General features: G+C 67.7%; 22 protein-coding genes. 12 read left to right on the top strand and 10 right to left on the bottom strand.

What is annotated here, in order from left to right:
- Position 1: 1 nt before the first annotated feature.
- From ACI2JO_RS11205 to ACI2JO_RS11195, 3 genes are read right to left on the bottom strand one after another with little or no spacing between them, the layout of a single operon-like run.
- Positions 2-1,216, bottom strand: coding sequence for a class I SAM-dependent methyltransferase (locus ACI2JO_RS11205; RefSeq protein ID WP_404720767.1), 1,215 nt, complete (start codon positions 1,214-1,216; stop codon positions 2-4).
- A 12-nt stretch (positions 1,217-1,228) separates the two neighbouring features.
- Entirely contained in the window at positions 1,229-2,569 is a 1,341-nt protein-coding gene (locus ACI2JO_RS11200) for a cryptochrome/photolyase family protein (RefSeq protein WP_404720766.1), read from the bottom strand.
- Positions 2,570-2,578: 9 nt separating this feature from the next.
- Positions 2,579-3,499: a histone deacetylase gene (locus ACI2JO_RS11195; RefSeq protein ID WP_404720765.1), complete on the bottom strand. Its 921-nt coding sequence runs from the start codon at positions 3,497-3,499 to the stop codon at positions 2,579-2,581.
- Positions 3,500-3,541: 42 nt separating this feature from the next.
- Between ACI2JO_RS11195 and ACI2JO_RS11190 the strand changes: the two genes are divergently transcribed.
- From ACI2JO_RS11190 to ACI2JO_RS11155, 8 genes are all read left to right on the top strand, one after another.
- Complete coding sequence (locus ACI2JO_RS11190) at positions 3,542-4,534, top strand: alpha/beta hydrolase (protein WP_404720764.1); 993 nt, start codon at positions 3,542-3,544, stop codon at positions 4,532-4,534.
- 31 nt (positions 4,535-4,565) lie between these two features.
- Positions 4,566-5,066, top strand: a complete 501-nt coding sequence (locus ACI2JO_RS11185; RefSeq protein ID WP_404720763.1) for an RNA pyrophosphohydrolase — start codon at positions 4,566-4,568, stop codon at positions 5,064-5,066.
- A gap of 13 nt (positions 5,067-5,079) precedes the next feature.
- Positions 5,080-6,138 (top strand): YdiY family protein, encoded by a 1,059-nt coding sequence (locus ACI2JO_RS11180; RefSeq protein WP_404720762.1) that lies wholly within the window; start codon positions 5,080-5,082, stop codon positions 6,136-6,138.
- A 66-nt stretch (positions 6,139-6,204) separates the two neighbouring features.
- Positions 6,205-7,407: a hydrolase gene (locus tag ACI2JO_RS11175; protein ID WP_404720761.1), complete on the top strand. Its 1,203-nt coding sequence runs from the start codon at positions 6,205-6,207 to the stop codon at positions 7,405-7,407.
- Complete coding sequence (locus ACI2JO_RS11170) at positions 7,404-8,420, top strand: arginine N-succinyltransferase (RefSeq protein ID WP_404720760.1); 1,017 nt, start codon at positions 7,404-7,406, stop codon at positions 8,418-8,420. The genes ACI2JO_RS11175 and ACI2JO_RS11170 overlap by 4 nt, the downstream gene beginning before the upstream one ends.
- Entirely contained in the window at positions 8,417-9,670 is a 1,254-nt protein-coding gene (locus ACI2JO_RS11165) for an N-succinylarginine dihydrolase (RefSeq protein ID WP_404720759.1), read from the top strand. Before ACI2JO_RS11170 ends, ACI2JO_RS11165 begins: the two co-directional genes overlap by 4 nt.
- A complete protein-coding gene (locus ACI2JO_RS11160; protein ID WP_404720758.1) occupies positions 9,667-9,906 on the top strand; it encodes a hypothetical protein in 240 nt (79 codons plus the stop codon). Before ACI2JO_RS11165 ends, ACI2JO_RS11160 begins: the two co-directional genes overlap by 4 nt.
- 62 nt (positions 9,907-9,968) lie before the next feature.
- Positions 9,969-12,095, top strand: a complete 2,127-nt coding sequence (locus tag ACI2JO_RS11155) for a TonB-dependent receptor (RefSeq protein ID WP_404720757.1) — start codon at positions 9,969-9,971, stop codon at positions 12,093-12,095.
- 173 nt (positions 12,096-12,268) lie between these two features.
- On the opposite strand, the gene ACI2JO_RS11150 is transcribed toward ACI2JO_RS11155, so the two are convergent.
- The 4 genes from ACI2JO_RS11150 to ACI2JO_RS11135 form a co-directional block, all read right to left on the bottom strand.
- Complete coding sequence (locus ACI2JO_RS11150; protein WP_404720756.1) at positions 12,269-12,784, bottom strand: GNAT family N-acetyltransferase; 516 nt, start codon at positions 12,782-12,784, stop codon at positions 12,269-12,271.
- Between the two features lies 1 nt (position 12,785).
- Positions 12,786-13,208, bottom strand: a complete 423-nt coding sequence (ndk, locus tag ACI2JO_RS11145) for a nucleoside-diphosphate kinase (protein ID WP_341208491.1) — start codon at positions 13,206-13,208, stop codon at positions 12,786-12,788.
- Between the two features lie 80 nt (positions 13,209-13,288).
- On the bottom strand, positions 13,289-13,729 hold the full coding sequence (locus tag ACI2JO_RS11140; protein ID WP_404720755.1) for a DNA polymerase III subunit chi: 441 nt from the start codon (positions 13,727-13,729) through the stop codon (positions 13,289-13,291).
- 9 nt (positions 13,730-13,738) lie between these two features.
- A complete protein-coding gene (locus ACI2JO_RS11135; RefSeq protein WP_404720754.1) occupies positions 13,739-15,181 on the bottom strand; it encodes a leucyl aminopeptidase in 1,443 nt (480 codons plus the stop codon).
- A 150-nt stretch (positions 15,182-15,331) separates the two neighbouring features.
- On the opposite strand from ACI2JO_RS11135, the gene ACI2JO_RS11130 reads away from it, so the two are divergent.
- From ACI2JO_RS11130 to rsmA, 4 genes are all read left to right on the top strand, one after another.
- Positions 15,332-17,560, top strand: coding sequence for an LPS-assembly protein LptD (locus ACI2JO_RS11130; protein WP_404720753.1), 2,229 nt, complete (start codon positions 15,332-15,334; stop codon positions 17,558-17,560).
- 78 nt (positions 17,561-17,638) lie between these two features.
- The gene (locus ACI2JO_RS11125; RefSeq protein WP_404720752.1) at positions 17,639-18,991 is read left to right on the top strand and encodes a peptidylprolyl isomerase; all 1,353 of its coding nucleotides are present in this window, start codon (positions 17,639-17,641) and stop codon (positions 18,989-18,991) included.
- 4 nt (positions 18,992-18,995) lie between these two features.
- On the top strand, positions 18,996-19,994 hold the full coding sequence (gene pdxA / locus ACI2JO_RS11120) for a 4-hydroxythreonine-4-phosphate dehydrogenase PdxA (RefSeq protein ID WP_404720751.1): 999 nt from the start codon (positions 18,996-18,998) through the stop codon (positions 19,992-19,994).
- Positions 19,991-20,812 (top strand): 16S rRNA (adenine(1518)-N(6)/adenine(1519)-N(6))-dimethyltransferase RsmA, encoded by an 822-nt coding sequence (gene rsmA / locus ACI2JO_RS11115; RefSeq protein ID WP_404720750.1) that lies wholly within the window; start codon positions 19,991-19,993, stop codon positions 20,810-20,812. The genes pdxA and rsmA overlap by 4 nt, the downstream gene beginning before the upstream one ends.
- Positions 20,813-20,816: 4 nt before the next feature.
- Here rsmA and ACI2JO_RS11110 read toward each other — a convergent pair whose 3' ends face one another.
- From ACI2JO_RS11110 to guaB, 3 genes are all read right to left on the bottom strand, one after another.
- Positions 20,817-21,341: a M48 family metallopeptidase gene (locus ACI2JO_RS11110; RefSeq protein WP_184506810.1), complete on the bottom strand. Its 525-nt coding sequence runs from the start codon at positions 21,339-21,341 to the stop codon at positions 20,817-20,819.
- 33 nt (positions 21,342-21,374) lie between these two features.
- Positions 21,375-22,526 (bottom strand): RsmB/NOP family class I SAM-dependent RNA methyltransferase, encoded by a 1,152-nt coding sequence (locus ACI2JO_RS11105; protein WP_404720749.1) that lies wholly within the window; start codon positions 22,524-22,526, stop codon positions 21,375-21,377.
- Positions 22,527-22,929: 403 nt separating this feature from the next.
- Positions 22,930-24,387, bottom strand: coding sequence for an IMP dehydrogenase (guaB, locus tag ACI2JO_RS11100; RefSeq protein ID WP_404720748.1), 1,458 nt, complete (start codon positions 24,385-24,387; stop codon positions 22,930-22,932).
- Between the last annotated feature and the right edge of the window lie 127 nt (positions 24,388-24,514).

Genomic DNA, 24,514 nt, shown 5'->3' with positions numbered 1-24,514 from the left:
GTCAGCCGGCCTTGACCAGCGTCACCTGCATAACGTCGATGCCGCCGCCGCGGAAGCCGCCCTCGCAATACATGAGGTAATAGCGCCAGAGTTGCTGGAACCGAGCGTCGAAGCGAGCGGGCAATCGCCCCTCGCTCACGGCGCGGTCGAAGCGGCGACGCCATTCCAGCAGCGTCTCCGCATAGTCCAGGCCGAAGCGCTGTTCGTCGCGCCACGCCAGCCCCTGCGCCTCGGCCAGGGCGCGGAAGCGACTGGCGGAGAGCAGTGAACCACCGGGGAAGACGTAGCGCTGGATGAAATCGGCGCTTCCGTTGTAGGCGTCCCAGATATCCTCGGCGATCGTGATGAACTGCAGCGCGGCGCGGCCGCCCGGCTTCAGGACGCGCGCGATCGTCGCGAGATAGGCGGGCCAATATTCGGGGCCGACCGCCTCGACCATCTCGATACTGGCGACCGCGTCATATTGGCCGGAAACGTCGCGATAGTCGGTCAGCGACACCGTCACGCCGTCAAGGCCGCGCGCGAGCACATGGTCGCGCTGTTCGGTGGAGAGCGTCAGCCCGTGTACGGTGACGCCAGCGGCGGCGGCGGTGGCCGCGAACGAGCCCCAGCCACAGCCGATCTCCAGGATCGACTGCCCGGGCATGGCTGCGGTGCGCGTCAGGATTGCGTCGAGCTTGCGTTGCTGCGCCACCTCGAGCGCCGTGCCGTCTGCGACATGGAGCGCGCTGGAGTAGGTAAGCGTCCGGTCGAGCCACTCACGGTAGAAATCGTTGCCCAGATCGTAATGCGCCGCGATGTTGCGACGCGCGCCGCTGCGATCGTTGCGGCGCAACCGGTGCCCGAGCCACACCGCCCATCGCGCCACATGCTTGGCGCGCGCGACATTGCCGAGCCCGGTGCGGTTGCGCACGAACAGGTCGAAGATCGGCACCGGGTCGGGGCTGATCCAGTCGCCGGCCATCCAGCCCTCGTACCAGCCGATCGACCCTGCGGTGACCAGCCGCCACAAGGCCCTCCATCGCACCAGTCGCACCACGGCAACCGGGCCCGGCGCATGACCGCCGATCAGCCGCCGCGTCCCATCGGGTAGCTGCGCCTCGATCGCGCCTGACAACATTCCACGATCGATGCGGTCGAGAAGGCGATGCCACAGCGGCGCGACCAAGCGCGCGCGACCGGGTACAGGCGAAGGATGGGAGGTGGCCGCGTCCATGGCGGACGCGCCCTACCGTACCTTCCTGCCCGCCGCCAGCGCGCGTTCGCGTGCCTCGCGATGACCGATCAACTTGGACGGATAGTCGTCGGGCCGGCAGCCGGCGCTGTCGGGATCGTGGATCGCGTCATCGGGCACGTCCTTCAACTCGGGCACCCATTCGCGGATGTAATCGCCGGCATCAAACTTCTCCGACTGCGACAGCGGCGCCATGATCCGCCCGAACATATTGGCGTCGATGCCGGTGCCGGCGACCCATTGCCAGTTGACCGCGTTATTGCCGTAGTCGGCATCGACCAGACAGTCCCAGAACCAGCGTTCACCCTCGCGCCAGTCGATCAACAAATGCTTGATGAGGAACGAGGCGGTAATCATCCGAACGCGATTGTGCATCCAGCCGGTCTGCCAGAGCTGCCGCATGCCCGCATCGACGATCGGATAGCCGGTGTGACCGGTCTGCCAGGCGCGCAGGTCGGAGTCGGCCGCCTTGCCGCTGCGCCAGGGCAGCCTGTCGAAGGCGGCGCGGCCGTTCTTGTCGGCATAGTCCGGCAGCGCGAGCACGACCCCATCAGTGAAATCGCGCCATGCCAGTTCCTTGCGGAAAGTGACGTCGTGGGCGCCGCTGGCGTGCCACACCGCGCGTGGCGAGACCTCGCCGAAGTGCAGATGCGGCGACAGGCGGGAGGTGCCTTCCTCCGCCGGCAGGTTACGGCGATCGTCATAACCGTCGAGATCGAGCGCGGCGATCTTCCGGCGGGCGTCATCCTCGCCGGGTGTCCAGTCGAACCCGCCCGACCAATCGGGCTTGGTCGGCAACAGCTTCCAGTCGGCCAGCCTGTCGCTGTTCGGCCACTTTTCCGGCGCGGGGATCGAGCGGGGTGCCGGCACCGGCTTCTCCGGGGGCAGATGCTCCTGCAGCCCCTTCCAGAATGCCGAATAGATACGGAATTGCCCACCCGCACCGGTCGTCACCTGTTCGGGCGGGGCCAGGTGATTGCCATCGTGAAGGCAGAGGCGTTCGCCGAACGCATCCTCCGCCTTGCGCCACCACGGTTCGTAGTGGCGGATCGCGTGGATCGCCTCGGCCTCGACGCTGTCCGCCAATTCGCTGAGGATCGCGACCGCATCGCCGCGACGCAGGATCAGGCGGCTGCCGTGCTGGCGCAGCGCCTTGTCGAGCGCGGTGAGGCTGTGATGAAGCCACCAGCGTTGCGCCCCGCCGATCCGCCATGCGCCGGGCGCATCGTCGTCAAGGATGTAGACGGGGATCACCGCCCCCTGATGCGCGGCGGCGACGAGCGCCGGTTGATCGTGGAGGCGCAGGTCCTGCCGTAGCCAGAGCAAGGTGGTCATCGCTCCCCGCTACGAACGATGCGCGCCCACGGTTCCGGCAAAGGCATCGCCCAACGTGCGAATGACCCGGACATGACGGGCGGCGATCGCCATCACATCGTCGCCATAGCCACCGCCGACGGTGCAGGCGAGCGGCACGCCCGCGGCGATCGCGAGCCGCGCGACCAGCCGATCGCGGCGGACCAGCCCCTCTTCGCTGAGTGCCAGCCGACCGAGCCGGTCGCCCACGAACGGATCGACCCCGCCCTGATAGAGGATCAGCGTCGGCTGCCACTCGACGATCATCGGTGACAGCGTCTCCTCAAGCACCGCCAGATAGGCGTCGTCGCCGATCGCATCGGCCAGCGGCACGTCGAGCGTGGAGCGCGCCTTGCGAACCGGAAAGTTCTTTTCGGCATGGATCGAATAGGTCGCGATCTGCGAATGACCGGCGGTGAGCGCGGCGGTGCCATCGCCCTGGTGAACGTCGACGTCGACGACCAGCACGCGCCGGGTCGCTCCTTCCTCCACCAGCCGGTGCGCGGAGACGGCGAGATCGTTGAACACGCAATAGCCGGCGCCGGTGTCCGCAAGCGCATGGTGGCTGCCGCCGGCGGTATTGGCGGCAAACCCATGTTCCAGCGCGAGCAGCGCGGCGAGATAGGTGCCGCCCGGCACCATCTGCGCCCGTCGCGCGACGGTGGCGGTCACCGGAAAGCCGATCCGCCGCTCCTTGCTGGCGGGCACCTGTGCCGAGAGCACCTCGGCGACATAATCGGGATCGTGGGTCGCCTCCAGCCAGGCGCGCGGCATCGCGTCGGGCTCGTACCAGGCGATCCGGTCGCCCTCGGCGCGGAGCAGGTCACGGATCGCGCCATTCTTGCCCCAGCGATAGGTGCTGCGCGCGGGGGCCTCGGTAACGTAATCGGGGTGGTGGACGATCGCGATCATCGACCTAAGATAGTGATGAGCGACCGTGCGCAGGAGTAGTGGATGACCGAACCGACCAACGCCGTGCCACCGATCGTTCGCCCGGACGTCGCGACGTTCCTCGGTTATGTCAACAATCTGCCCGGCCCGCGCACGCATCAGATGACGGTGGCGGAGGCGCGCGCGGCGATGCTGGCGATGTGCGACGTCGCCGATCCACCGCGCGGCGAACTGGCCGTTACGAGGGATGTTACCATCCCCGGATGCGGCGGCCCGCTACCGGCGCGCCTGTTCGATGCGCGGGCCGAGCGCGCAGCGGGTCCGGCGCTGGTGTTCTTCCATGGCGGCGGCTGGGTGGTCGGCAACGTGACCAGTCACGCCAGCCTCGCGGCGGAAATGGCGCGGCAACTGGACGTGCCGGTCATCTCGGTCGACTACCGGCTCGCGCCGGAATCGCCCTTCCCCGCCGCGGTCGAGGATGCCGAGGCAGCAGCGCGGTGGGTGGCGGAAAGCCCCGCCGAGCTGGGACGCGCCGTCACGGGGCTGATATTGAGCGGCGACAGCGCCGGCGGCAATCTCGCGATCGTGACCAGCGCGGCATTGCGCGACCAACCCGCGGCGGTGCCGGTGCTCGTTCAGGCGCCCATCTATCCGGCGACCGATGCCACGCGGCCATATCCCTCGTTCGATGCCTTTCGTGACGGCTACCTGCTGACCCGTGAAACGATGGGGTGGTTCGGCGGTCATTACCGGCCCGATGCCGAGGATGCGCGCTTTTCGCCGATCGTTAACGACCTGAGCGACTTGCCTTCTGCCGTGATCGTTGCCGCGGGGCTCGACCCGCTGCGCGATCAGGCCCGCGCCTATGCCGCCGCGCTCGCACTGGCGGGGGTGCCGGTCACGTATCAGGAGGCGCGGGGCAACATCCATGGCTTTGCGACGCTGCGGCGTGCAATCCCGTCGAGCCAGCAGGATCTTACTGCTTTCCTGACGGCGGTGCGCGCGGCGATCACGGCGGCGAGCCACGATATCGCAAATGCGAGGGCGGCGGGTTGAAGCACCTCAAGTCGCGGCCTATTCGACCGGCATGACTGCGCCAGACTCCCTGCCATATCGCCCGTGCGCGGGTGTGATGCTCCTCAATCGCGACGGACAGGTGTTCGTCGGCCAGCGCATCGATAACGTACTGGAAGCGTGGCAGATGCCCCAAGGCGGCATCGATCCGGGCGAGCAGGCGCAGACCGCCGCGATCCGCGAGTTGTGGGAAGAAACCGGCGTCACCGAAGACAAGGTGACGCTGATCGCCGAAGCGCCAGAGGAGTTGTTCTACGATCTGCCGCCCGAAATGATCGGCAAGGTGTGGAAGGGAAAATATCGTGGACAGCGGCAGCGCTGGTTCCTGTTCCGCTTCGATGGCGAGGATGGCGACATCCGCATCGACACGCCGCATCCCGAATTCCGCGCGTGGCGCTGGGCCGCGCCCGCCGATCTCCCGCACCTGATCGTGCCGTTCAAGGCGCAACTCTACCGCGACGTGATCGCCGCCTTTGCCCCGCACCTGCCGGGTAGCGGCGGCGCGGCGCGCTGATCGACGGCCCGCGATGTTGTCGGTGCTGATCGGGACGGTGTGCCTTGCCGCGCTGCCAGAGCCGGCGGTCGCCGCGGCACCGCGCCGTCGTGCGTCGGCACGACGCGCCCGGCGGCAGACGACGCTCGAACGGCCGGAGCTGGAGGTCGAGGCGATCGTCCTCACCGCACCGTCATTGGAAGTGCCGCCACCGGTCCTCAACGATGTCGGCGTCACGCTCGGCAGGATCCCCGGCCCGGAAATTTCACCTGAAATGCGCGCGATGCTCGACGCCGCGATGCAGGCGGGTGACGAAAGCGGCGTCGATACCCTGGTCAAATATGCCCGCGCCGGCGATCCCGGATCGCGCGACCTGGTGCTGCGGCGCGCGACCGAGTGGAAGGAAGCGAGGGCGCGGGCGCGCAACGAACGGGTGCAGAAGGCCAGCGCCTTTCAGCTTTGGAGCGGGCGCGTCGAGGCGGGCGGGTTCATCTCGACCGGCAATTCCGACGTCACCGGATTGACCGGCGTCGCCGATCTGACCCGAGAGGGGCTGCGCTGGCGGCATCGCGTGATGGCGCAGGCTGATTTTCAGCGCACCGGGGGCGTCACCAGCCGCGAACGCTACGCACTTGGCTATCAGCCGAACTATAAGATCAATGACCGCGGATACATTTACGGCAACGGCCAATATGAATCGGATCGGTTCCTGGGCTATTACAGCCGTTATTCAGGCTCGATCGGTGCCGGTTACAGCGTCATCCGGCGTAACGGGCTGACTCTCGACCTCGAGGTCGGACCGGCGTTCCGGCAAACCGACTTCACCGATGGCACGATGCAGGGCAGCCTGGCCGCGCGCGGAAGCGTCGAGTTGAACTGGACCTTGTTCAGTGGGCTGGTCGCGACGCAAAGCGCGTCGGGTTACTGGGAGCGCTACAACAGCACGATCCGCAGCGTCTCGGCAATCGAGGCGAAGCTGCTCGGGCCGCTGTCCGCACGACTTTCCTACACCTTGCAATATGAAAGCGAGCCGCCGAACGGTCGCATGACGACGGATGCCACCAGCCGCGCGTCCTTGGTGTACGCCTTCTAGCCGCCCCTGAAGGCACCGTTCGGCCCGCGTGTTCCGTTTCTGCGATCAGCCCGCTACGGTACTGGAATGAACAAGCTATCGCCCGCCGAACGGGCATCTCTGGAGAGGATCGACGCCGCCGCGATGCTGGTGCGGGTCGAGCGCTGGGCCGCGATCAACAGCGGCACGCGCAATGTCGCGGGCTGCGCGGCGATGGCCGAGGAACTGGCCGACGCCTTCGCGGCGCTGCCGGGCGACGTGGAGCTGGTCGAGCCGACACCGACCGACAGCGTCGCGGGCGACGGACGGGTCGAGCCGCTGGCGCACGGCCGGCACCTGCATCTATCGGTACGCCCAGAAGCGCCGGTGCGGCTGTTGCTGACCGGGCATATGGATACCGTCTATCCCGCCAATCACCCGTTCCAGTCACCGCGGTGGCGCGAGCCCGGCGTGCTTAACGGCCCCGGCGTCGCGGACATGAAGGGCGGGCTGTCGCTGATGCTCGAGGCGCTGCTGGCGATTGAGGCGGGTGGTACGCGGCTCGGCTATGACGTGGTGATCAATTCCGACGAGGAAACCGGCTCGCTGTCATCCGCCTCGCTGCTCGCCGAAGCGGCCCGCGGCAAGGTGGCGGCCCTCACCTACGAGCCCGCGCTTCCGGACGGCACGCTGGCCGGCGCACGTGGCGGAACGGGCAATTTCTCGATCGTCGTGCACGGACGCGCGGCGCACGCCGGACGCAACCCCGAGGAGGGGCGCAACGCGATCGTCGCGGCGAGCGCCCTGGCAGTGCGGTTGCACGACGAACGCTCGCCACGACTGGCGGTCAATCCGGCGCGGATCGAGGGCGGCGGCCCCAACAATGTCGTTCCCGATCTGGCAGTGCTGCGCGTCAACTTCCGCCCCGCCGATGCCGCCGAGATCGCCCGCGCCCGCACGGCGATCGACGCCGCGGTCGCGGCGGTGCAGGCCGCGCATGAGGTGAGCATCGCCGTCCATGGCAGCTTCAATCGCCCGCCCAAGCCGATCGACGCGGGTGCCGCGCGGCTGCTCGGATTGGTACGCGCCGTGGGGGCCGACCTCGGCCAGCCAATCGCGTGGCGCGACACCGGCGGCGTCTGCGACGGCAACAATATCGCGGCGTGCGGCGTGCCGGTGGTCGATACGATGGGTGCGCGCGGCGGTGCGATCCATTCGAGCGACGAATTCCTGATCGTCGACAGCCTGGCCGAGCGTGCGGCGCTGTCGGCGGTGACGATGCTGCGACTGGCCGAGGGAGCACTGGCATGACGTTCGTGATCCGCGCCGCCGACCGTAACGACCTGTCGCATCTCTATGAAATGGCCAAGCTGACCGGCGGCGGCTTCACCAACCTGCCCCCGGATCGCAACGCGCTGACCGCTAAGCTGGAGCGCAGCGCGCTGGCGCTCGGGCATGACGACACCTCGCTGACCGACGAGTTGTTCGTGCTGATGCTCGAGAACAACGTCACCGGCGAGGTGCGCGGAACATGCCAGTTGTTCACGCACGTCGGGCAGAAGCATCCTTTCTACAGCTATCGGCTCGGCACGCTGACCCAGCACAGCCGTGAGCTGGAGCGGACGTTCCGGGCCGAAATGCTGTCGCTCACCACCGATCTGGAGGGCGCGAGCGAGGTCGGCGGACTGTTCCTCCACCCTGGCGAGCGCGCGGGCGGGCTGGGGCTGTTGCTGGCGCGTAGCCGCTACCTGTTCATCCGCGCGCATCGCCCGCGTTTTGCGGACCGGACGCTCGCCGAACTGCGCGGGGTGATCGACGAGGCGGGCGGGTCGCCGTTCTGGGACGGGCTGGCAGGCCGGTTTTTTGGCATGGGATTTCAGGAGGCTGACGAGTTCAATGCCGTACACGGGCACCAGTTCATCGCCGACCTGATGCCCAAGCACCCGATCTATACGGCGATGCTCTCCGACCATGCGCGCGCGTCGATCGGGCTGCCGCACCCCTCCGGGCGCGCCGCGATGCGGATGCTGGAGAATGAGGGGTTTGCGTACGAGAATTACATCGACATCTTCGATGGCGGCCCGACGATGACGGTCAAGACCGATCAGATCCGCACCGTGCGCGACGCGCAGGACGCGCCCGTCGCAGCGGTGCGCGAGGGGGGATCGATCGAAGCGCTTGTCGCGACCGGACGGCTCGCCGACTTCCGCTGCGCCTATGCCAGGATCGGGACGATCGACGGAGGCATCTCGCTAGACCCCGCCGCCGCCACCGCGCTACGGCTGCGCGAAGGCGACCGGGTAAGCTGGATCGGACGGATATGATACGCGAGATCAACTTCGACGGGATCGTCGGCCCCAGCCACAATTACGCCGGGCTCAGCCCCGGCAATCTCGCCGCGACCGCCAATGCTGGACAGGTCGCGCATCCCCGCGCAGCGGCGTTGCAGGGCGTGGCGAAGATGCGTGCCAATCTCGCGCTCGGGCTCGTGCAGGGCGTGCTGATCCCCCCGCCCCGCCCCGATCACGCGTGGCTCGCACGGCTGGCGACCGAATATGATGCGGCACCGGCGCACTTGAAGGCGCAGGCGCTTTCCGCCTCCTCGATGTGGGCCGCCAACGCTGCAACCGTTTCGCCCGCTTCAGATACGGCGGACGGGCGCTGCCATCTGACCGTCGCCAACCTGGTGACGATGCCGCATCGCAGCCACGAGTGGCGCGCGACGCTGGCGCAATTGCAGGTCGCCTTCGCCGACGCCGCGCAGTTCGTCGTGCAGCCGCCGGTACCGCCGCCGTTCGGTGATGAAGGGGCGGCGAACCACATGCGGCTGTGTGCCGCGCACGATGCGCCGGGTGTCGAGGTGTTCGTCTACGGCGTGACAGGCGGCGCGTTTCCGGCGCGACAGCATGTCGAGGCCAGCCGGGCCATCGCGCGGCACCACGGGCTTGATCCGGCACGGACGTTGTTCGTCCAGCAATCGGCGGAGGCGATTGCCGCCGGCGCCTTTCACAACGACGTGGTCGCGGTCGCAAACGAGCGCATCCTGCTGGCGCACGAACAGGCTTTCGCGGACCGGGACGGCTTCTACGCCGACCTGCGCCGCTTGCTGCCCGAGGTCGAAATCGTCGAGGTGCCGGCGGCCGAGGTAAGCCTGAGCGATGCGATCGGCTCCTACCTCTTCAACGCCCAGCTCGTCACCCCGCCCGATGGCGTGCCGACGCTGATCGTGCCCGAAGAGGCCCGCGCCAACCCGCGCGTGTGGCACTGGATCGAGGCGCATCTGGCGGGCAATGGGCCGATCCGTCGTGTCGAGGTGGTGGACGTCCGCGAGTCGATGGCGAACGGGGGCGGGCCAGCGTGCCTGCGGCTGCGCGTCGTCTGCGATCCGGTGACGGTCGACCAACGCTTTCTGGTCGACGACCGGCGGCTCGACCGGATCGCCGCGGTGATCGAGCGTCATTGGCCCGCGGCGATCGCGCCGGCCGATCTTGGCGACCGTGCCTTGCTGGAACAGATCGCCACCGCCCGTGCGGCGCTGGTGGAGGAACTTGGACTGGCGGAGTTACGCGGATGACCGCGCGTTTGCAGCGTTGGTGGCGGAGCGTCGCGCGGCTGTTCGTCGTGAAGACCAAATTCGAGGCATTCATGCTGATCTACGCGATCGCCACCGGCGCGGTTGAGCGCGGGATGACCTATCTGCATCGCTTTCCCGGCACGTCCGGCTGGATCATGTTCGGCGCGTGCACGATCGTGGTGTTCATGGCCGGGGGCAAGATCATCGACGGGGTAGAGCGCGACGCCAACCCTTGAGCGGATCGACGCTTGATATGTTGTATCATTGCGCTAATGGATGACCCCGTAAGGGAGTCGCCATGAAGACCATGTTGTTTGCCGCGGTTGCGCTTGCACCGCTCACCCTGCCTGCCGCCGCCCAGACCGCCGACGCGGCGCGTCAGCCCGATCCGCATCGTTCCGACGAGGTGATCGTCACTGCGCCGATCCAGACCAGCGAGGCCGACGTGCTGCAGGGCACGTCGGTGCTGACCGGTGCGAACCTGACCCGTGAGTTGCGCCCGACCATCGGCGAAACGCTGGCGCGGCTACCCGGCGTGTCGGCAACCTCGTTCGGGCCGAATGCGTCGCGGCCGATCCTGCGCGGTTTTCAGGGCGATCGTATCCGCGTACTGACCGACGGCATCGGTTCAATCGACGTGTCGAATACCTCGGTCGACCATGCGGTAGTGATCGATCCGCTGCTCGCCGAGCGCGTCGAGGTGCTGCGCGGGCCGGCGGCGTTGCTGTACGGCTCATCGGCAGTCGGTGGCGTGGTCAATGTGGTCGACCGCCGTATCCCGCGCGCGCTGCCACAGAACGGCTATCGCGTCGATGCGATCGGCACCTATGGCAGTGCGGCCAACGAGCGCTCGGTCGGCGGCGCGGCGGACGTGACCGCAGTCGGCCCGCTCGTGCTGCACGTCGACGGATCATACCTGAAGGCGGACGATCTGCGCACCGGCGGGTTCATCCTCTCGCGCGCCGCACGCCGCGCCTCGCTGGCGCTGGCGGGTGCGCCGCAAGCCGGCGACGAGCCGATCGATTTTGCTGGCAACGCTGCATTGAGCGGCAAGCTGCCCAACAGCGGGGCGGAGACGTGGACCGCTGGTGCCGGCGCGTCGATCATCACCGATGGCGGCATGCTGGGCGTCTCCTACGGCCATTACGACAGCCTCTACGGCGTGCCGGTTCGCTATGCGACCGCACTTGGGCAGGAGCAGGAAGCGCCGCGGCTCGACGTGGTCCAGAACCGCTATGACCTGCGCGCCGAAGTCACCCCGCACGGCTCGCTGATCGATGCGATCCGCATCCGCGCCGCGCATGCCAATTACCGGCATTTCGAGCTGGAGGAAGACGGCTCGGTCGGCACCGCCTTCTACAACAAGGGGCTCGAGGCGCGGCTCGAGGTGGTACAGGCCAAGCGCGGCGCGTGGCAGGGTGCGAGCGGCGTGCAATATTTCAGCCGTGCGTTCGACGTGGTCGGGGACGAGGCGTTCCTGCCGCGCAACCAGACCGAACAGACCGGGCTCTTCACGCTTCAGCAATATGAAGATGGCCGGTTCAAGGCCGAGGGCGGACTGCGCTACGAACAGACCCGCCTGACCGCTGTTCCCGGCTTCCGTGAAGGGACCGAGCGTTTTACCGGTCAGGATCGCAGGTTCGGAACGTGGTCGGGGTCGCTGGGGGCAGCCTATACGCTCGCGGACGGCCTGCGCGTCGGGCTGAATGGTTCGCGCACCGCGCGCGCGCCATCGGCGGAGGAGTTGTTCGCCAACGGTCCGCACGCCGGCACGCAGGCTTACGAGCTGGGCAACCCCAATTTCCGTGCGGAGACGTCGTGGGGACTGGAGGCCACCCTTCACGCACACAACCAGATCTTCAGCCTGGATGCGTCGGCCTATTACAACTGGTTCGACAATTACATCTATGAGTCGCAGGTCGCCGAGGCGGCGTGCGTGACCGCCGCGCAGGGTGAGGTGGAGTTGCCGTGCTTCCGCTACGATCAGGCAAAGGCGCGCTATTACGGCTTCGAGGCGGATGCGTCAGCGCGGCTGGCGACGATCGGCACGCACGTGATTACCGCCGATCTGCTCGGCGACTATGTCCACGCCGAGGTGGTCGACCGCGGGCCAGTGCCGCGCATTCCGCCGTTGCGCCTGCTCGGCGGAATCGAGGCGCGCAACGACACCAGCGGTGCGCGCATCGAGGTGGAACGTGCGTTCGCCCAAAATCGCACCGCGCCGTTCGAGACGCGCACCGATGGCTATACGATGGTCAACGCCTCGCTGTCGTTCCATCCGTGGGGTGGCAGCGACCGGCGCAGTATCCTGCTGGCGGCGAACAACATCTTCGACGTCGAGGCCCGCCGCGCTGCCAGCGTCCTCAAGGATTTTGCGCCGCTCGCGGGTCGCGACGTGCGGGTCACGTTCCGCGTAGGGATCTAGACCATGACGACGTGAGGTCGCCCCGTATCGTTCGTCAGTGCGAGCGTCGCGAAGCAATCCGAGGCCGGACCAGGACGCGTTGGATTGCTTCGCTACGCTCGCAATGACGGCTCAAGTTGACGTCATCACGTTTGAGGATTGTCGTCGCCCGGCTGAATGGCGGGGCGACGCGATTATATCGCGCGGGCGTAGATCAGATCGTCGTGCCACGTTGCGCCGACGCGAAAGCGGCGGGTGCCCGCGACGGCAAAGCCCTGCTTCTCGTAGAAACGCTGCGCACGCTTGTTGCGGCCGTAAACGCCGAGCAGCAGGCGATGGTGGCCGCACGCGCGCGCGTCGTCGATCGCGCGCACCATCAACGCGGGGCCAAGGCCGGTGCCATGAGTAGGGAAAAGCGCGTAGATGCGCTTCAGCTCGATATCGCCAGGCTCCATCGCCACGGGTAGATCGGGCGCGGTCAGCAGGGTGTAACCGATCGGCGCACCGCCCACTTCGGCCTCGGCCAGCGTCGCGATCGCGCCATCGGCCAGATACGCCTCGAACGCGGCTACGCTGCTGTTGCGCGTGACATGCGCGACGATGTCCGGCCCGTCGAGGATGCCCGCGAATGCTTCGAGGAAAGTGGCGCCCGCTACCAGCGAGAGCGCGGCGGCATCCGCCGGCCCCGCACGGTGCAGGCGCCACTCCATATCAGCCGACGATTTCTTCCGGCTTGAAGAAATAGGCGATCTCGATCTCGGCATTCTCGTCCGAGTCCGAACCGTGGACGGTGTTCGCCTCGATCGACTCGGCCAGTTCCTTGCGGATCGTGCCCGGCGCAGCATTCTCGGGGTTGGTCGCGCCCATGATGTCGCGGTTGCGCTGCATGGCGTTCTCGCCCTCCAGCACCTGCACGACGACCGGGCCCGACGTCATGAACGAGACCAGATCGTTGAAGAACGGACGCTCCTTGTGGACCGCGTAGAAGCCCTCGGCCTGCTCCTTGGTCATCTGGATACGCTTGGACGCGACGACGCGCAGGCCGGCTTCCTCCAGCATCTTGGTGACGGCGCCGGTCAGGTTGCGGCGCGTGGCATCGGGCTTGATGATCGAGAAGGTACGGTTCGCGGCCATGACGGTCACGGGCTCCTGAAATGAATAGGATGGAAGTGGCGTCGCCCTAGGCGGACGCGGGCGGGGATGCAAGCGAGCGCTCAGGCCGCCTGTTCCCAGCGCCCCGCCTCGTTCTGCTTCCAATAGCGCCGCTCGACCCCGTCGCACACCGCCAGTTCCTTCCACGCCGCGCGCGCCGCACGAATATGTTCCTCATCGAAGAAGTGGAAGGCGCGGTCGAAATCGAGCGCGGCGTCGCGCCACTCGCCGTCGACCAGCGCGATGTGGCGCGCGCGATTGGCGGGATTGACGTCGGCGGCGATCAGGATCGGCTGGCGCTCGTCCGCCGTCCCGCCCTGCTGGGCGTGCGGCAGGAAGCTGTCGGGCGCATAGTTCCACAACAGCCGGTCGAGCGCCGCACGCCGCTCCTCGTCAGCGGCGACGATCAGCAACCGTGCGCCCGACCCCACCACCTTCGCCGCGATCTGCGGAAGCGCACGCTCCAGCGGCATGCGGGTCAGGTGGTAGAAATCGACCTGCATCGTCCCGCCTCAGCCCTCGCAGGTGTCGGCGACGAAGCGATCGAGGACGCGCACGCCATAGCCTGTCGCGCCCTTCGCCCAGGTCGGACCGTCCTTGTCGGCCCAGACCATCCCGGCGATATCGAGATGCGCCCAGGCGACGCCCTCGTCGACGAAACGCTGCAGGAATTGCGCCGCGGTGATCGATCCCGCGCCGCGCGGACCGACGTTCTTCACATCGGCGATCGGCGAGTCGATCAGCTTGTCGTAAGCGTCCGACAGCGGGAAGCGCCACAATTTGTCGCCGGTGGCGAGGCCCGCCGCCAGCAGCTGCCCGGCGAGCGTGTCGTCGTTGCTGAACAGCCCGCCATATTCGTTACCGAGCGCGACGATCATTGCCCCGGTCAGCGTCGCAAGGTCCACGATCCGCGTCGGCTTATGGGTATTTTGGACCCAGGTGATGCAATCACACAGCACCAGCCGTCCCTCGGCGTCGGTGTTGATGACCTCGATCGTCTGACCCGACATGCTCGTCACGACATCCCCCGGACGTTGCGCATTGCCGTCGGGCATGTTCTCGACCAGGCCCATCACCCCGATAACATTGGCTTTTGCCTTGCGCGCGGCGAGCGACAGCATCGCGCCGGCCACCGCCGCCGCTCCGCCCATGTCCCACTTCATGTCTTCCATGCCCGCGGCCGGCTTGATCGAAATCCCGCCAGTATCAAAGGTTACGCCCTTCCCCACCAGCGCGGTCAATGGCGCGTCCGCACCGGCGCCGGCCCACTTGAGCGCGAGTACCCGAGCCTCCCGCCGCGATCCCTGCGAGACGCCGAGCAACGCACCCGCCCCGAGACCGGCGAGTTCCTCTTCGTCGAGCACGGTCACTTCGAGCCCTAGACCATCAACGGCTTCCAGCACACGTTCGACGAAGCTCTCCGGATAGAGGATGTTAGGCGGCAACGTCGCGAGCGTCCGCGCCAGTCCCAGTCCGCGTGTCACCGCCTCCCGCCCGGTCCACTCGGCATCGTCGCCGACGATCGTGACCGAGCTCAGCGTCGGCTTCTGTTTCTCGGGGAGTTTGGTGCGATACTCGTCGAAGCGCCAAGCGCGCTGGGACACGCCCGCCGCAAAGCGAGCGGTAGAAAGCGCTGGCTCGCCGTGCAGATCGGCGACGGCATTGGCGACCCCCGAAGTGAGGAGCCGCGCGGTGAGCGCGCCGCCCGCCCGCTCGAACGCCGCATCGTCACCGCTGCCGACGCCGAGCAACAGCACGCGCTGCGTCCCCTGCCCGACCGCCACGAACGCCTCCGCCACGCTGCCCGCCTCGCCGGTGAAGCGCTGCCCGGCAGCAGCAGCCGCCAGCAATGCGTCGGCGCCGTCGACCAACCCGCCTAGGGGCGCATCCTTGCGGACCGGCAACGCCAGCACCGCGGCATCGGCGGGACGGTCGGCGGTGAAGACGATCTGCATTCCTGTATCCTCTTGCAACATGCCGCCTACCTAGGCACCGCCTGGTGAAATGGCAAAGCGTTGCAGGCCACGCGTGGCGATGCGATAGGCGGCAAAGGCGTGGCCGCCACTTCCGGTCGGTCGCGCAAACGGGGCAACGACGACGACGTGATGCGTTTCGATCTTCTCGCCGGCGGTGCGCTGTGTCTGGCGCTGGCCGCACCGGCCGCTGCGCAGTCGCTTCAGGATCGCGCGGGCGGCGCTCCCGCCGCGGCGGCGGCGGTTCCCGCCGACAGCGATCAGGTGCAGTTCAGCGCCGGGGCCCTCGAATATGATTACAATGCCGATGTCGTCACCGCCACCGGCGAGGTGCGGATGTCGCGCGCCGGAGAGCGACTGCGCGCTGAAAAGGTCGTCTGGAATCGCAAGAGCGGGCAGGTCGTCGCGACCGGCAATGTCGCGGTAACGAACCCGCAGGGCGATGTCGCTTACGGCGATACGATCGAGTTGACCGACACGCTGAAGGATGGCGTGGTCGACAATCTGCTCGTCGTTCTGGATCAGGGCGGGCGGCTGGCGGCGGTGCGCGGCGTCCGCAACGCCGACGGGACGATGAACCTGGATCGCGCGGTCTATTCGCCCTGTGCGGTCACCGGATCAGACGGCTGCCCGCGGGAGCCCTCTTGGAAGATCACCGCGATCAAGGTTCTGTATCGTCCGGATCGCAAGCGGGTCTATTATCAGGGTGCGCGCTTCCACTTGTTCGGGCTCACCAGCCCATCGCTGCCGCCTTTCAGCACGCCGGTGGCGGAAACCAACGACACCGGGCTGCTGACCCCGTCGATCGGACTGACCCGACTGAACGGCGCCGAGCTGGTGTTGCCGTTCAATCTGGCACTTGGCCCCAATCAGTCGCTCGTGCTCGCGCCGCACCTCTTTACCTCCGAGGTGCCGATGATGGAGGCGCGCTATAGCGGGCTGAACGAGCTGGGTGCCTATTCCATCCGCGGCTTCGCCACGAGCAGCCGTCGAACGCAGAATCTTGCGGATATCACCACAACCAACACCGAGCGCGCGTTTCGCGGCTATCTGGACGGCGCCGGGCGTTTCCAGTTCGACCCAAACTGGAGCCTGTCGGGTTCGCTGCGGCTCGTGACCGACCGGACCTTCCTGCGCCGCTATGACATCTCGAACGAGGACCGGCTGCGCACGACGCTGGCGCTCGAGCGGGTCGATCCGAACAGCTATCTGTCGATTGCCGGCTGGGCGGTGCAGACGCTGCGCGTCGGTGATCGTCAGGGAATGCAGCCGGTTGCGCTGCCGGAGATCGACTACCGCCGCCGCGTGCCCGATGCACTGCTCGGGGGCACGTTGCAGATTCAGCTCAACTCGCTGGCGATCGGGCGCAAGGCCGGACAGGACACGCAGCGCGCGTTCGGCAGCGCGCGCTGGGACTGGCGCGGGATCACCGTGCTCGGGCAGGAAGTGACGCTGACCGCGTTCGGCCGCGCCGACGCCTATGACACGCAGAATGTGGCCGCGACCTCGATCGTCAGCTACCGCGGGATCGAGGGTTTCCAGACCCGCTTCATCGGGGCGCTGGCGGCGGACGTGCGCTGGCCGTTCGTCGGCGAGCTGTTCGGCGGGTTCCAGCGCTTCACCCCGCGCGTGCAGGTCGTCGCCACGCCCAAGACGCGCAACATTCAGGTTCCGAATGAGGATGCCCGCGCGGTCGACCTAGAAGATTCGAACCTGTTCGCGCTCAACCGCTTCTCCGGCTACGATCGCTGGGAGGATTCCAGCCGCGTTACCTATGGCGCGGAATGGGCGCTCGACCTGGACCGTATCGCGATTTCCGCGAATATCGGGCAGAGTTATCGTCTCAACAACCGCGCCAGCATCCTGCCGGACGGCACCGGGCTGTCCGATCGCTTCTCCGACATCGTCGGGCGGACCAACATACGCTTTGGCGAATTGGTGACGCTGACGCACCGCTATCGGATCGACAAGGATAATTTCGCGGTGCGCCGCAACGAGATCGACGCGACGGTCGGCACGCGCCAGACCTATGCGACCATCGGCTACCTGCGGCTCAACCGCGACATCGATGTACTGGAAGACCTGCAGGATCGGGAGGAAGTACGCGCCGGCGGTCGGGTCGGGATCACCCGCTTCTGGTCGGTATGGGGCTCGGCGATCGTCGACCTGACCAACCGTGCGGAAGATCCCTTGTCCACGTCGGATGGTTTTTCGCCGATCCGTCACCGGGTTGGTGTCACCTATGAAGACGATTGTCTCACCCTGGGGCTGGCGTGGAAGCGCGATTATCGCAACGTCGGTGACGCGCGGAGCGGCAACAGCTATCTGTTGACGCTTTCCTTGAAGAACCTCGGCCGCTAAGCCGCGGTTCAGTTGTTTTCCGGCAAAAGCGCCGCGGCGGCGACAGGCGCACCTCATCGGGATTTCGAGACGAACGTGATGATGAAGACAAGAGGCGCGGCGCTGACCCGCCGGTTGCTGGGAACGATGGTGGCGCTCGGCGTGACGGGCGCTGCGCTTGCGCAGGATGCCGAACAGGTGCGCGACACCACCGGGCTCAACCTGCCCAACGACCTTCAGATCTTCGGCAAGGTTGATCCGAACGTTCGTAAGGCGACCGCGATCGTCAACGAGTCGATCATCACCGGCACCGACGTCGACCAGCGGGTGAACTTCATCGCCGCGGCGAACAACGCCAAGCTGAACGCCGAGGAACGCGAGAAACTGCAATTGCAGGTGCTGCGTCAGCTTATCGACGAAACCCTTCAGATCCAGCAGGCAAAGGTTGCGGATATTACCGTGACCAAGGGCGAGATCGACCAAGCCTTCGCAGGAGTCGCCCGCAACCTGCAGAAAACGCCGGACCAGCTCACGACCTGGCTGCGCGAGCAGGGGTCGTCCGATCGCTCGCTGCGTCGCCAGATCGAGGGCGAGCTGGCGTGGAATCGTTACCTGAGCAAGCGGGTCGAGCCGTTCGTCAACGTCGGCGACGAAGAGGTGAAGGCGATCCTCGATCGGCTGGAAGCCGCAAAGGGTACCGAGGAATATCACCTCAACGAAATCTACCTCGCCGCGACGCCCGATCGGCAGCAGCAGGTGTTCGACAACAGCAAACAATTGATCGCCGAGATCAGCAAGGGTCAGGCGCCCTTCAGCTATTTCGCGCGCAACTTCTCCGAGGCGTCGACACGGGGGGTCGGCGGCGATCTGGGCTGGGTGCGCGCCGCGCAGCTTCCCGGTCCGCTCGCCGAGACGGCGCAGACGATGCAGGTCGGGCAGGTCGCAGGACCGGTCGCAACGCCGGGCGGCTTCTCGATCCTGTATCTTGTCGACAAACGGCAGGTGCTCACCGCCGATCCGCGCGATGCGCGCTTGAGCCTCAAGCAGCTCACCATCAAATTTCCGGCTGGGACGACACAGACGCAGGCCACCGCTCGCACCAGCGCCTTCGCCGAGGCGATTCAGAAGCTGCAAGGTTGCGGCTCGGTTGCGAAGGTGGCGGCTTCGCTGAACGCCGAGGTGGTCGACAATGACGCGATCCGCATCCGCGACCTTCCGCCGCCGCTGCAGGCGATCATGCTGAAGCTGCAGGTCGGTCAGGCAACCCCGCCGTTCGGTTCGCCCACGGAGGGCGTGCGTACCCTCGTGATGTGCGGGCGCGACGAGGCGCAGGGCGGTCAGCTTCCGGGGGCGCAGCAGATCCAGAACCAGCTCGAGCAGCAGCGCGTCAATCTGCGCGCGCAGCAGGCGCTTCGCGACCTGCGGCGTGATGCGGTCATCGAATATCGCTGATTCGATGGTTGGTCCGATCGTCATTTCCATGGGCGATCCCGCGGGGATTGGTCCGGAGACGATCGCCAAGGCGTGGGACGCGCGCGTCGAACGCGCGCTGCCGCCGTTCGTTGCCGTCGGAGACCGGCGCTCGATCGCGCGTGTCTGGGACGGGCCGGTCGCTGCGGTTTCCGACCTGAATGCGGTGGCGCAGGTCTTCCCGGACGCGCTGCCGGTCCTCACCGTCGAGGACGCTGGCGACATCGTGCCGGGACTGCCCGACCCGGATGGCGCCCGCTGCGCCGTTCGGGCGCTGGAGCTGGCAACGGGGCTGGTAAGATCAGGCGCAGGCCGCGCGCTGGTCACCGGACCGGTTTCCAAGGCGCAGCTTTACCAGACCGGCTTCACCTATCCGGGACAGACCGAATTCGTCGCCGAACGCTGCGGGATCGCACGCGACAATGCGGTGATGATGCTCGCTGGGCCGGGACTGCGCGTCGTACCGATAACGACGCACGTGCCGCTGGCGGAGGTGCCCGCGTTGATCACGGTCGAGCTGATGCTCGCCAAGGCGCGGGTGACCGCGCGCGCGATGCTGCGCAATTTCGGGATCGAGCAGCCCCGGCTGGCCTTCGCCGGCCTTAATCCGCACGCGGGCGAGAACGGTGCGTTGGGGCGCGAAGAGATCGAGGTAATGCAGCCGGCAATTGAGATCCTGCGCGGCGAAGGCCTCGACGTGCGCGGGCCGCTGGCGGCCGACACGATGTTCCACGCTCGCGCGCGCGCGCTTTATGACGTCGCGCTGTGCCCGTACCATGATCAGGCGTTGGTACCGCTGAAGACGTTGTTTTTCGACGACGGGGTTAACATCACGCTGGGCTTGCCGATCGTCCGCACCTCACCCGACCATGGCACGGCCTTCGGGATCGCGGGCAAGGGTGTGGCCCACCCCGGCGCGACGATTGCGGCGATCCTGATGGCGGCGGACGCCGCGGCGCATCGTACGCGCGCCGCAACCGCATGACCGCGCCTGAGTTGCCGCCGCTGCGCGATGTGATCGCGCGGCATGGTCTGTCGGCGTCCAAGGCGTTGGGGCAGAACTTCCTGTTCGACGCACAGTTGCTCGGGCGGATAGCGCGCATTCCAGGCGATCTGACCGACGCGGAGGTGCTGGAGATTGGCCCCGGCCCCGGCGGTCTGACCCGGGCGTTGCTGGCGCAGGGCGCGCGGGTGACCGCGATCGAGCGCGACCGGCGCTGCATCCCGGCGCTCGCCGAACTCGAGACGGCATATCCGGGCAAGCTGCGGGTGATCGAGGGCGACGCGACCGAGATCGACGCGCAGGCGCTGTTCGAAGGTGCGCCGCACATTGTGTCCAACCTGCCCTATAACGTCGGGACCGCTTTGCTGATCGGATGGCTGTCCGCCGGGTGGTCGCCATGGTGGCGGTCGCTGACGCTGATGTTCCAGCGAGAGGTGGCGGAGCGGATCGTCGCGCCGGTCGGCGGCGACGCTTATGGCCGGTTGGCGGTGCTGGCGCAGTGGCGGTCGACCGCGCGGATTGCGATGCCGGTGCACCGCTCCGCCTTCACGCCGCCGCCGAAGGTCATGTCGGCGGTGGTCCACATCACCCCGGCCGAGGCGCCGGCGGGTGTGGCGCTATCGGTGCTGGAGCGCGTCACCGCGGCGGCGTTCGGTCAGCGGCGCAAGATGTTGCGGCAGTCGCTGCGCGGGGTGCCGGGTGCGCTGGACGCGCTGGAAGCCGAGGGGATTGAGGCGACGCGCCGCGCCGAGACGGTGAGCGTCGCCGAGTTCGTCGCGGTCGCCAAGCGGCTGAGCTGACGCCTCAATCGTCCGAGGTCGGTGCGGCCCCCGCCGCGGCGGTGGTGGTGTTCGCGCCGACCTGCGCGGTGGTGATCGGAGGACCCTTGGCGATCACCGACGCGAGCGTCGTCGCCTGCGGACAGGCACCCTTGCACAGCGAGCGAACCTTGGCGAGGTTCTGCCGCGCGCGCTCGACCGCGCCCTTCGCGACCATCGCCTCGCCCTGCCCCGCCAACGCGTTGACGTCATTGGGCTCGAGCAGCAGCGCCTCGCGATAGAGGCGGATTGCCTTGCCCGGCAGCCCGCGCGCCTCCGCGACACCCGCCAGTGCGACGAACGCCTGACGGTTGCGTGGGTCGACCGTCACCGCGGTTTCGAGGAGATCGGTCGCGCCTTCGAGATTGCCCGCCGCGCGCGCCGCCTTGCCCTGTTGCAGCAACGCCATGCTGCGCGCGTCGATCTGGTCGTCAGGCCGCTGCCCGTGGAGCGCGGTAGAGATCGACACCAGCGCCAGCGAGGCGGCCATGGCGATGGCGGTGAAACGCATGAACGGCTCCAGCTTCGACACGATCCGGCCCGGTTAGCATGGTGCCCGCAGCCGTGCGACGAAAAAACCGTCGGTGCCGTCATGCGCGGGGGTGAGGCGGGTGCCGGCATGATGCGGGCTGCCGAACGGCAATGCCAGCGGCTGGGCCTGCCAGCCGGGACGATCGGCGAGAAAGGCGTCGACCTGCGCGGGACCCTCTCCGTCGAGCAGCGAGCAGACGATATAGACGAGCGCCCCGCCCGGCTTTACCGCGCCGGCACCGATCGCCAGAACGTGACGCTGCGTCTCGATCAACCGGTCGAGCCGCGCGGGGGTGAGGCGCCAGCGGGCCTCCGGGTTGCGCCGCCACGTGCCGGTGCCCGAGCACGGCGCGTCGATCAGCACAACGTCTGCCTGCACGTCGGCCAGCGCTTCGGTTTCCTGGTTGGGGTTGAGCAGCCGCGTCTCGATGATCGTCGCCGCAGCCTTTTCGGCGCGCGGCGCGAGACGGGAGAGGCGGGCGCGGTCGACGTCGGAAGCGATGATGCGGCCGTCGTTGGCCATCTGCGCGGCCATCGCGAGGCTCTTGCCGCCCGCACCCGCGCACAGATCAAGCACCGTCATGCCCGGCACGACCCCTGCGGCCAGCGTCACCGCCTGACTGCCGGCATCCTGTACCTCCAGCGCGCCGGCGTGTGCGGCCACATCGCTGCCGGCGGGGAGCCGGCGCGCGAGCGCAAGGCCGGGGATCGGCACGGCATTGGGGAGTTCCAGGTTGGCATGATCGGGATGGAGGCGTACGTCGAGCGGGGCGCGGTCGATCAATGCCTGTTGCTCGGTGGCGTTTACGCCCGAGGCGGTCAGGCGATCCTCAAGCCAGCGCGGGTGCAGGCCTTCGGCAGCGGGCACCTCGTCGCCGATCGGCGCCGGACCGTGGGTGGAGCCGTCGAAGGTCGCGGCGAGCGCCGGATCGGTCGCGGCAAGCGCGAGCATCGCGGCGCGGCCATCGGCAGGGCGCTCACCAAGGCGGCGGATCGCGGCGTAGACCAGTTCGCGGACGGCGCGGCGGTCCTTGGAGCCGGCGTAGCGGCGTTGCGAGAAATAACGCGAGATCAACGTGTCAGCCGCCGCCCCGCCTTCGCGTGCGGCGATGACGATCGCGTCGAGAAGGTCGATCGCGGCTTGGGTGCGGGCGGCGGGGGTCATCGTTGTGCTTTCGGGGTCGGAGGCGGAGCGGTGGTGGGATCCATCCGCGCTTCAGGGCGAACAGTGGATGGACGCGAATGTTGCGAATGTTGAGACGCTGGCGGGGTGGCAATGAGGCGCTTTCCCTACTTCTTTCGTCACCCCGGGCACGGCGGGGTCCAGCTGGGGGACGCTCCGTAGCTGCCGGAGGCTCCGTCACTGGGTCGGCCCCGCGCGATGTCGACCGGGTGCTCGCCCGGCCAAGAAGAAGAAGAAGCGGGACCCAGGCTTTTGCCGGGACAACGAATTTGGGGCCGGGATCGAGCCTGTGAACGGCAGCATCGGCCGGCAATCTTGCGCGATCGTCATTCCCCGCTTCTGCCAGACCCGCGCCGCGTAGGACAGCGGCGCGGGTGTCGGCGCCTCAACGGGTCGGATAGTTGGGTGCCTCGCGGGTGATCGTCACGTCATGGACGTGGCTTTCCTTGAGCCCCGCACCGGTAATCTGGACGAATTGCGCGCGCGCCTGCAGGTCCTTGATCGTCGCCGAGCCCGTGTAGCCCATCGCCGCCTTGATGCCGCCGACGAGCTGGTGGATCACGTCGCGCGCCGGGCCCTTGTACGGCACCTGCCCTTCGATCCCCTCGGGCACCAACTTCAGCTGGTCGCGAACCTCCCCCTGGAAATAACGGTCTGCGGAGCCACGACCCATCGCGCCGACACTGCCCATGCCGCGATAAGACTTGTACGCCCGTCCCTGATAAAGGAAGGTTTCGCCCGGCGCTTCCTCGGTGCCGGCGAGCAACGAGCCGACCATGCACGTGCCCGCACCCGCTGCCAGCGCCTTGGCGAGGTCGCCCGACGTGCGCAGACCGCCGTCGGCAATGACCGGGACGCCGGCCTTCGCGGCAGCCTCGGCGCAATCCATTACCGCCGTCAGCTGCGGCACGCCGACGCCGGCGACGACGCGCGTGGTGCAGATCGAGCCCGGGCCGATCCCAACCTTGATCCCGTCCGCCCCCGCATCGATCAGCGCGCGTGTCGCCTCGCCGGTCGCGACGTTGCCCGCAACGACCTGCACCGAATTGGACAGCTTCTTGACGCGCTCGACTGCGCGCGCGACTTCGCTGTTGTGGCCGTGCGCGGTGTCGATGACGATCAGGTCGCATTCGGCGTCGACCAACGCCTCGGTGCGGCCGAAGCCCTTGTCGCCGACGGTGGTGGCGGCGGCGACGCGCAGGCGGCCGGCGGCGTCCTTGGTCGCCTCGGGGTACATGACCGCCTTTTCGATGTCCTTGACGGTGATGAGCCCGACGCAGCGATAGGCATCGTCGACGACCAGCAGCTTTTCGATGCGGCGCTGGTGGAGCAGGCGGCGCGCCTCTTCCTTCCCGACACTGGTCGAGACGGTGACGAGCTGCTCGCGCGTCATCAGCTCGGCGACGGGCTGATTGGGGTTCTCGGCAAAGCGCACGTCGCGGTTGGTGAGGATGCCGACCAGCTTGCCGTCGCTTTCCACCACCGGGATGCCGCTGATGCGGTGCGCGGCCATCAACGCCTGCGCCTGCGCGAGCGTCGCCTGCGGCGCGATCGTGATCGGGTTGACGACCATGCCGCTTTCGAAGCGCTTGACCTGTCGCACCGCCGCGACCTGTTCGTCGACGGTCAGGTTGCGGTGGAGCACGCCCATCCCGCCGAGCTGCGCCATGACGATCGCCATGTCGGCCTCGGTCACGGTGTCCATCGCCGAGGAGAGGACGGGGATGTTGAGCGAGATGCCGCGCGTCACCTGCGTCCGCGTATCGGCCTCTCCAGGAAGCACGCTCGACTCCGCCGGCACGAGCAGCACGTCGTCGAAGGTAAGGCCGAGGCGGATGTTCATGGAACGCCGAATCCTGTGGGGTGAGGAAGTGGCGCGCCATGTAACCGCATCGGCGGCGAAGGGCTAGTACCCTGCCCTCGCCGGCTGTCTCAATCCGTGTTCGTCACCCCGGCCTTGAGCCGGGGGA

The organism is Sphingomonas sp. NPDC079357 (genome assembly GCF_044901155.1).
In the GTDB taxonomy this organism is placed as follows: domain Bacteria; phylum Pseudomonadota; class Alphaproteobacteria; order Sphingomonadales; family Sphingomonadaceae; genus Sphingomonas.
The sequence above is the reverse complement of the archived record's forward strand: the minus strand, read 5'-3'. Positions and strand labels throughout refer to the sequence as shown.

Coding starts and splice junctions, on each gene's coding strand:
- ACI2JO_RS11105 (WP_404720749.1), bottom strand. CDS start 22,526: ATGACCCCCGCCGCCCGCACCCAAGCCGCGATCGACCTTCTCGACGCG.
- ACI2JO_RS11185 (WP_404720763.1), top strand. CDS start 4,566: ATGACTGCGCCAGACTCCCTGCCATATCGCCCGTGCGCGGGTGTGATG.
- ACI2JO_RS11170 (WP_404720760.1), top strand. CDS start 7,404: ATGACGTTCGTGATCCGCGCCGCCGACCGTAACGACCTGTCGCATCTC.
- ACI2JO_RS11160 (WP_404720758.1), top strand. CDS start 9,667: ATGACCGCGCGTTTGCAGCGTTGGTGGCGGAGCGTCGCGCGGCTGTTC.
- ACI2JO_RS11165 (WP_404720759.1), top strand. CDS start 8,417: ATGATACGCGAGATCAACTTCGACGGGATCGTCGGCCCCAGCCACAAT.
- ACI2JO_RS11200 (WP_404720766.1), bottom strand. CDS start 2,569: ATGACCACCTTGCTCTGGCTACGGCAGGACCTGCGCCTCCACGATCAA.
- guaB (WP_404720748.1), bottom strand. CDS start 24,387: ATGAACATCCGCCTCGGCCTTACCTTCGACGACGTGCTGCTCGTGCCG.
- ACI2JO_RS11135 (WP_404720754.1), bottom strand. CDS start 15,181: ATGCAGATCGTCTTCACCGCCGACCGTCCCGCCGATGCCGCGGTGCTG.
- ACI2JO_RS11180 (WP_404720762.1), top strand. CDS start 5,080: ATGTTGTCGGTGCTGATCGGGACGGTGTGCCTTGCCGCGCTGCCAGAG.
- ACI2JO_RS11190 (WP_404720764.1), top strand. CDS start 3,542: ATGACCGAACCGACCAACGCCGTGCCACCGATCGTTCGCCCGGACGTC.
- ACI2JO_RS11125 (WP_404720752.1), top strand. CDS start 17,639: ATGATGAAGACAAGAGGCGCGGCGCTGACCCGCCGGTTGCTGGGAACG.
- ACI2JO_RS11110 (WP_184506810.1), bottom strand. CDS start 21,341: ATGCGTTTCACCGCCATCGCCATGGCCGCCTCGCTGGCGCTGGTGTCG.
- ACI2JO_RS11140 (WP_404720755.1), bottom strand. CDS start 13,729: ATGCAGGTCGATTTCTACCACCTGACCCGCATGCCGCTGGAGCGTGCG.
- ACI2JO_RS11175 (WP_404720761.1), top strand. CDS start 6,205: ATGAACAAGCTATCGCCCGCCGAACGGGCATCTCTGGAGAGGATCGAC.
- ACI2JO_RS11205 (WP_404720767.1), bottom strand. CDS start 1,216: ATGGACGCGGCCACCTCCCATCCTTCGCCTGTACCCGGTCGCGCGCGC.
- pdxA (WP_404720751.1), top strand. CDS start 18,996: ATGGTTGGTCCGATCGTCATTTCCATGGGCGATCCCGCGGGGATTGGT.
- rsmA (WP_404720750.1), top strand. CDS start 19,991: ATGACCGCGCCTGAGTTGCCGCCGCTGCGCGATGTGATCGCGCGGCAT.
- ACI2JO_RS11150 (WP_404720756.1), bottom strand. CDS start 12,784: ATGGAGTGGCGCCTGCACCGTGCGGGGCCGGCGGATGCCGCCGCGCTC.
- ndk (WP_341208491.1), bottom strand. CDS start 13,208: ATGGCCGCGAACCGTACCTTCTCGATCATCAAGCCCGATGCCACGCGC.
- ACI2JO_RS11155 (WP_404720757.1), top strand. CDS start 9,969: ATGAAGACCATGTTGTTTGCCGCGGTTGCGCTTGCACCGCTCACCCTG.
- ACI2JO_RS11195 (WP_404720765.1), bottom strand. CDS start 3,499: ATGATCGCGATCGTCCACCACCCCGATTACGTTACCGAGGCCCCCGCG.
- ACI2JO_RS11130 (WP_404720753.1), top strand. CDS start 15,332: ATGCGTTTCGATCTTCTCGCCGGCGGTGCGCTGTGTCTGGCGCTGGCC.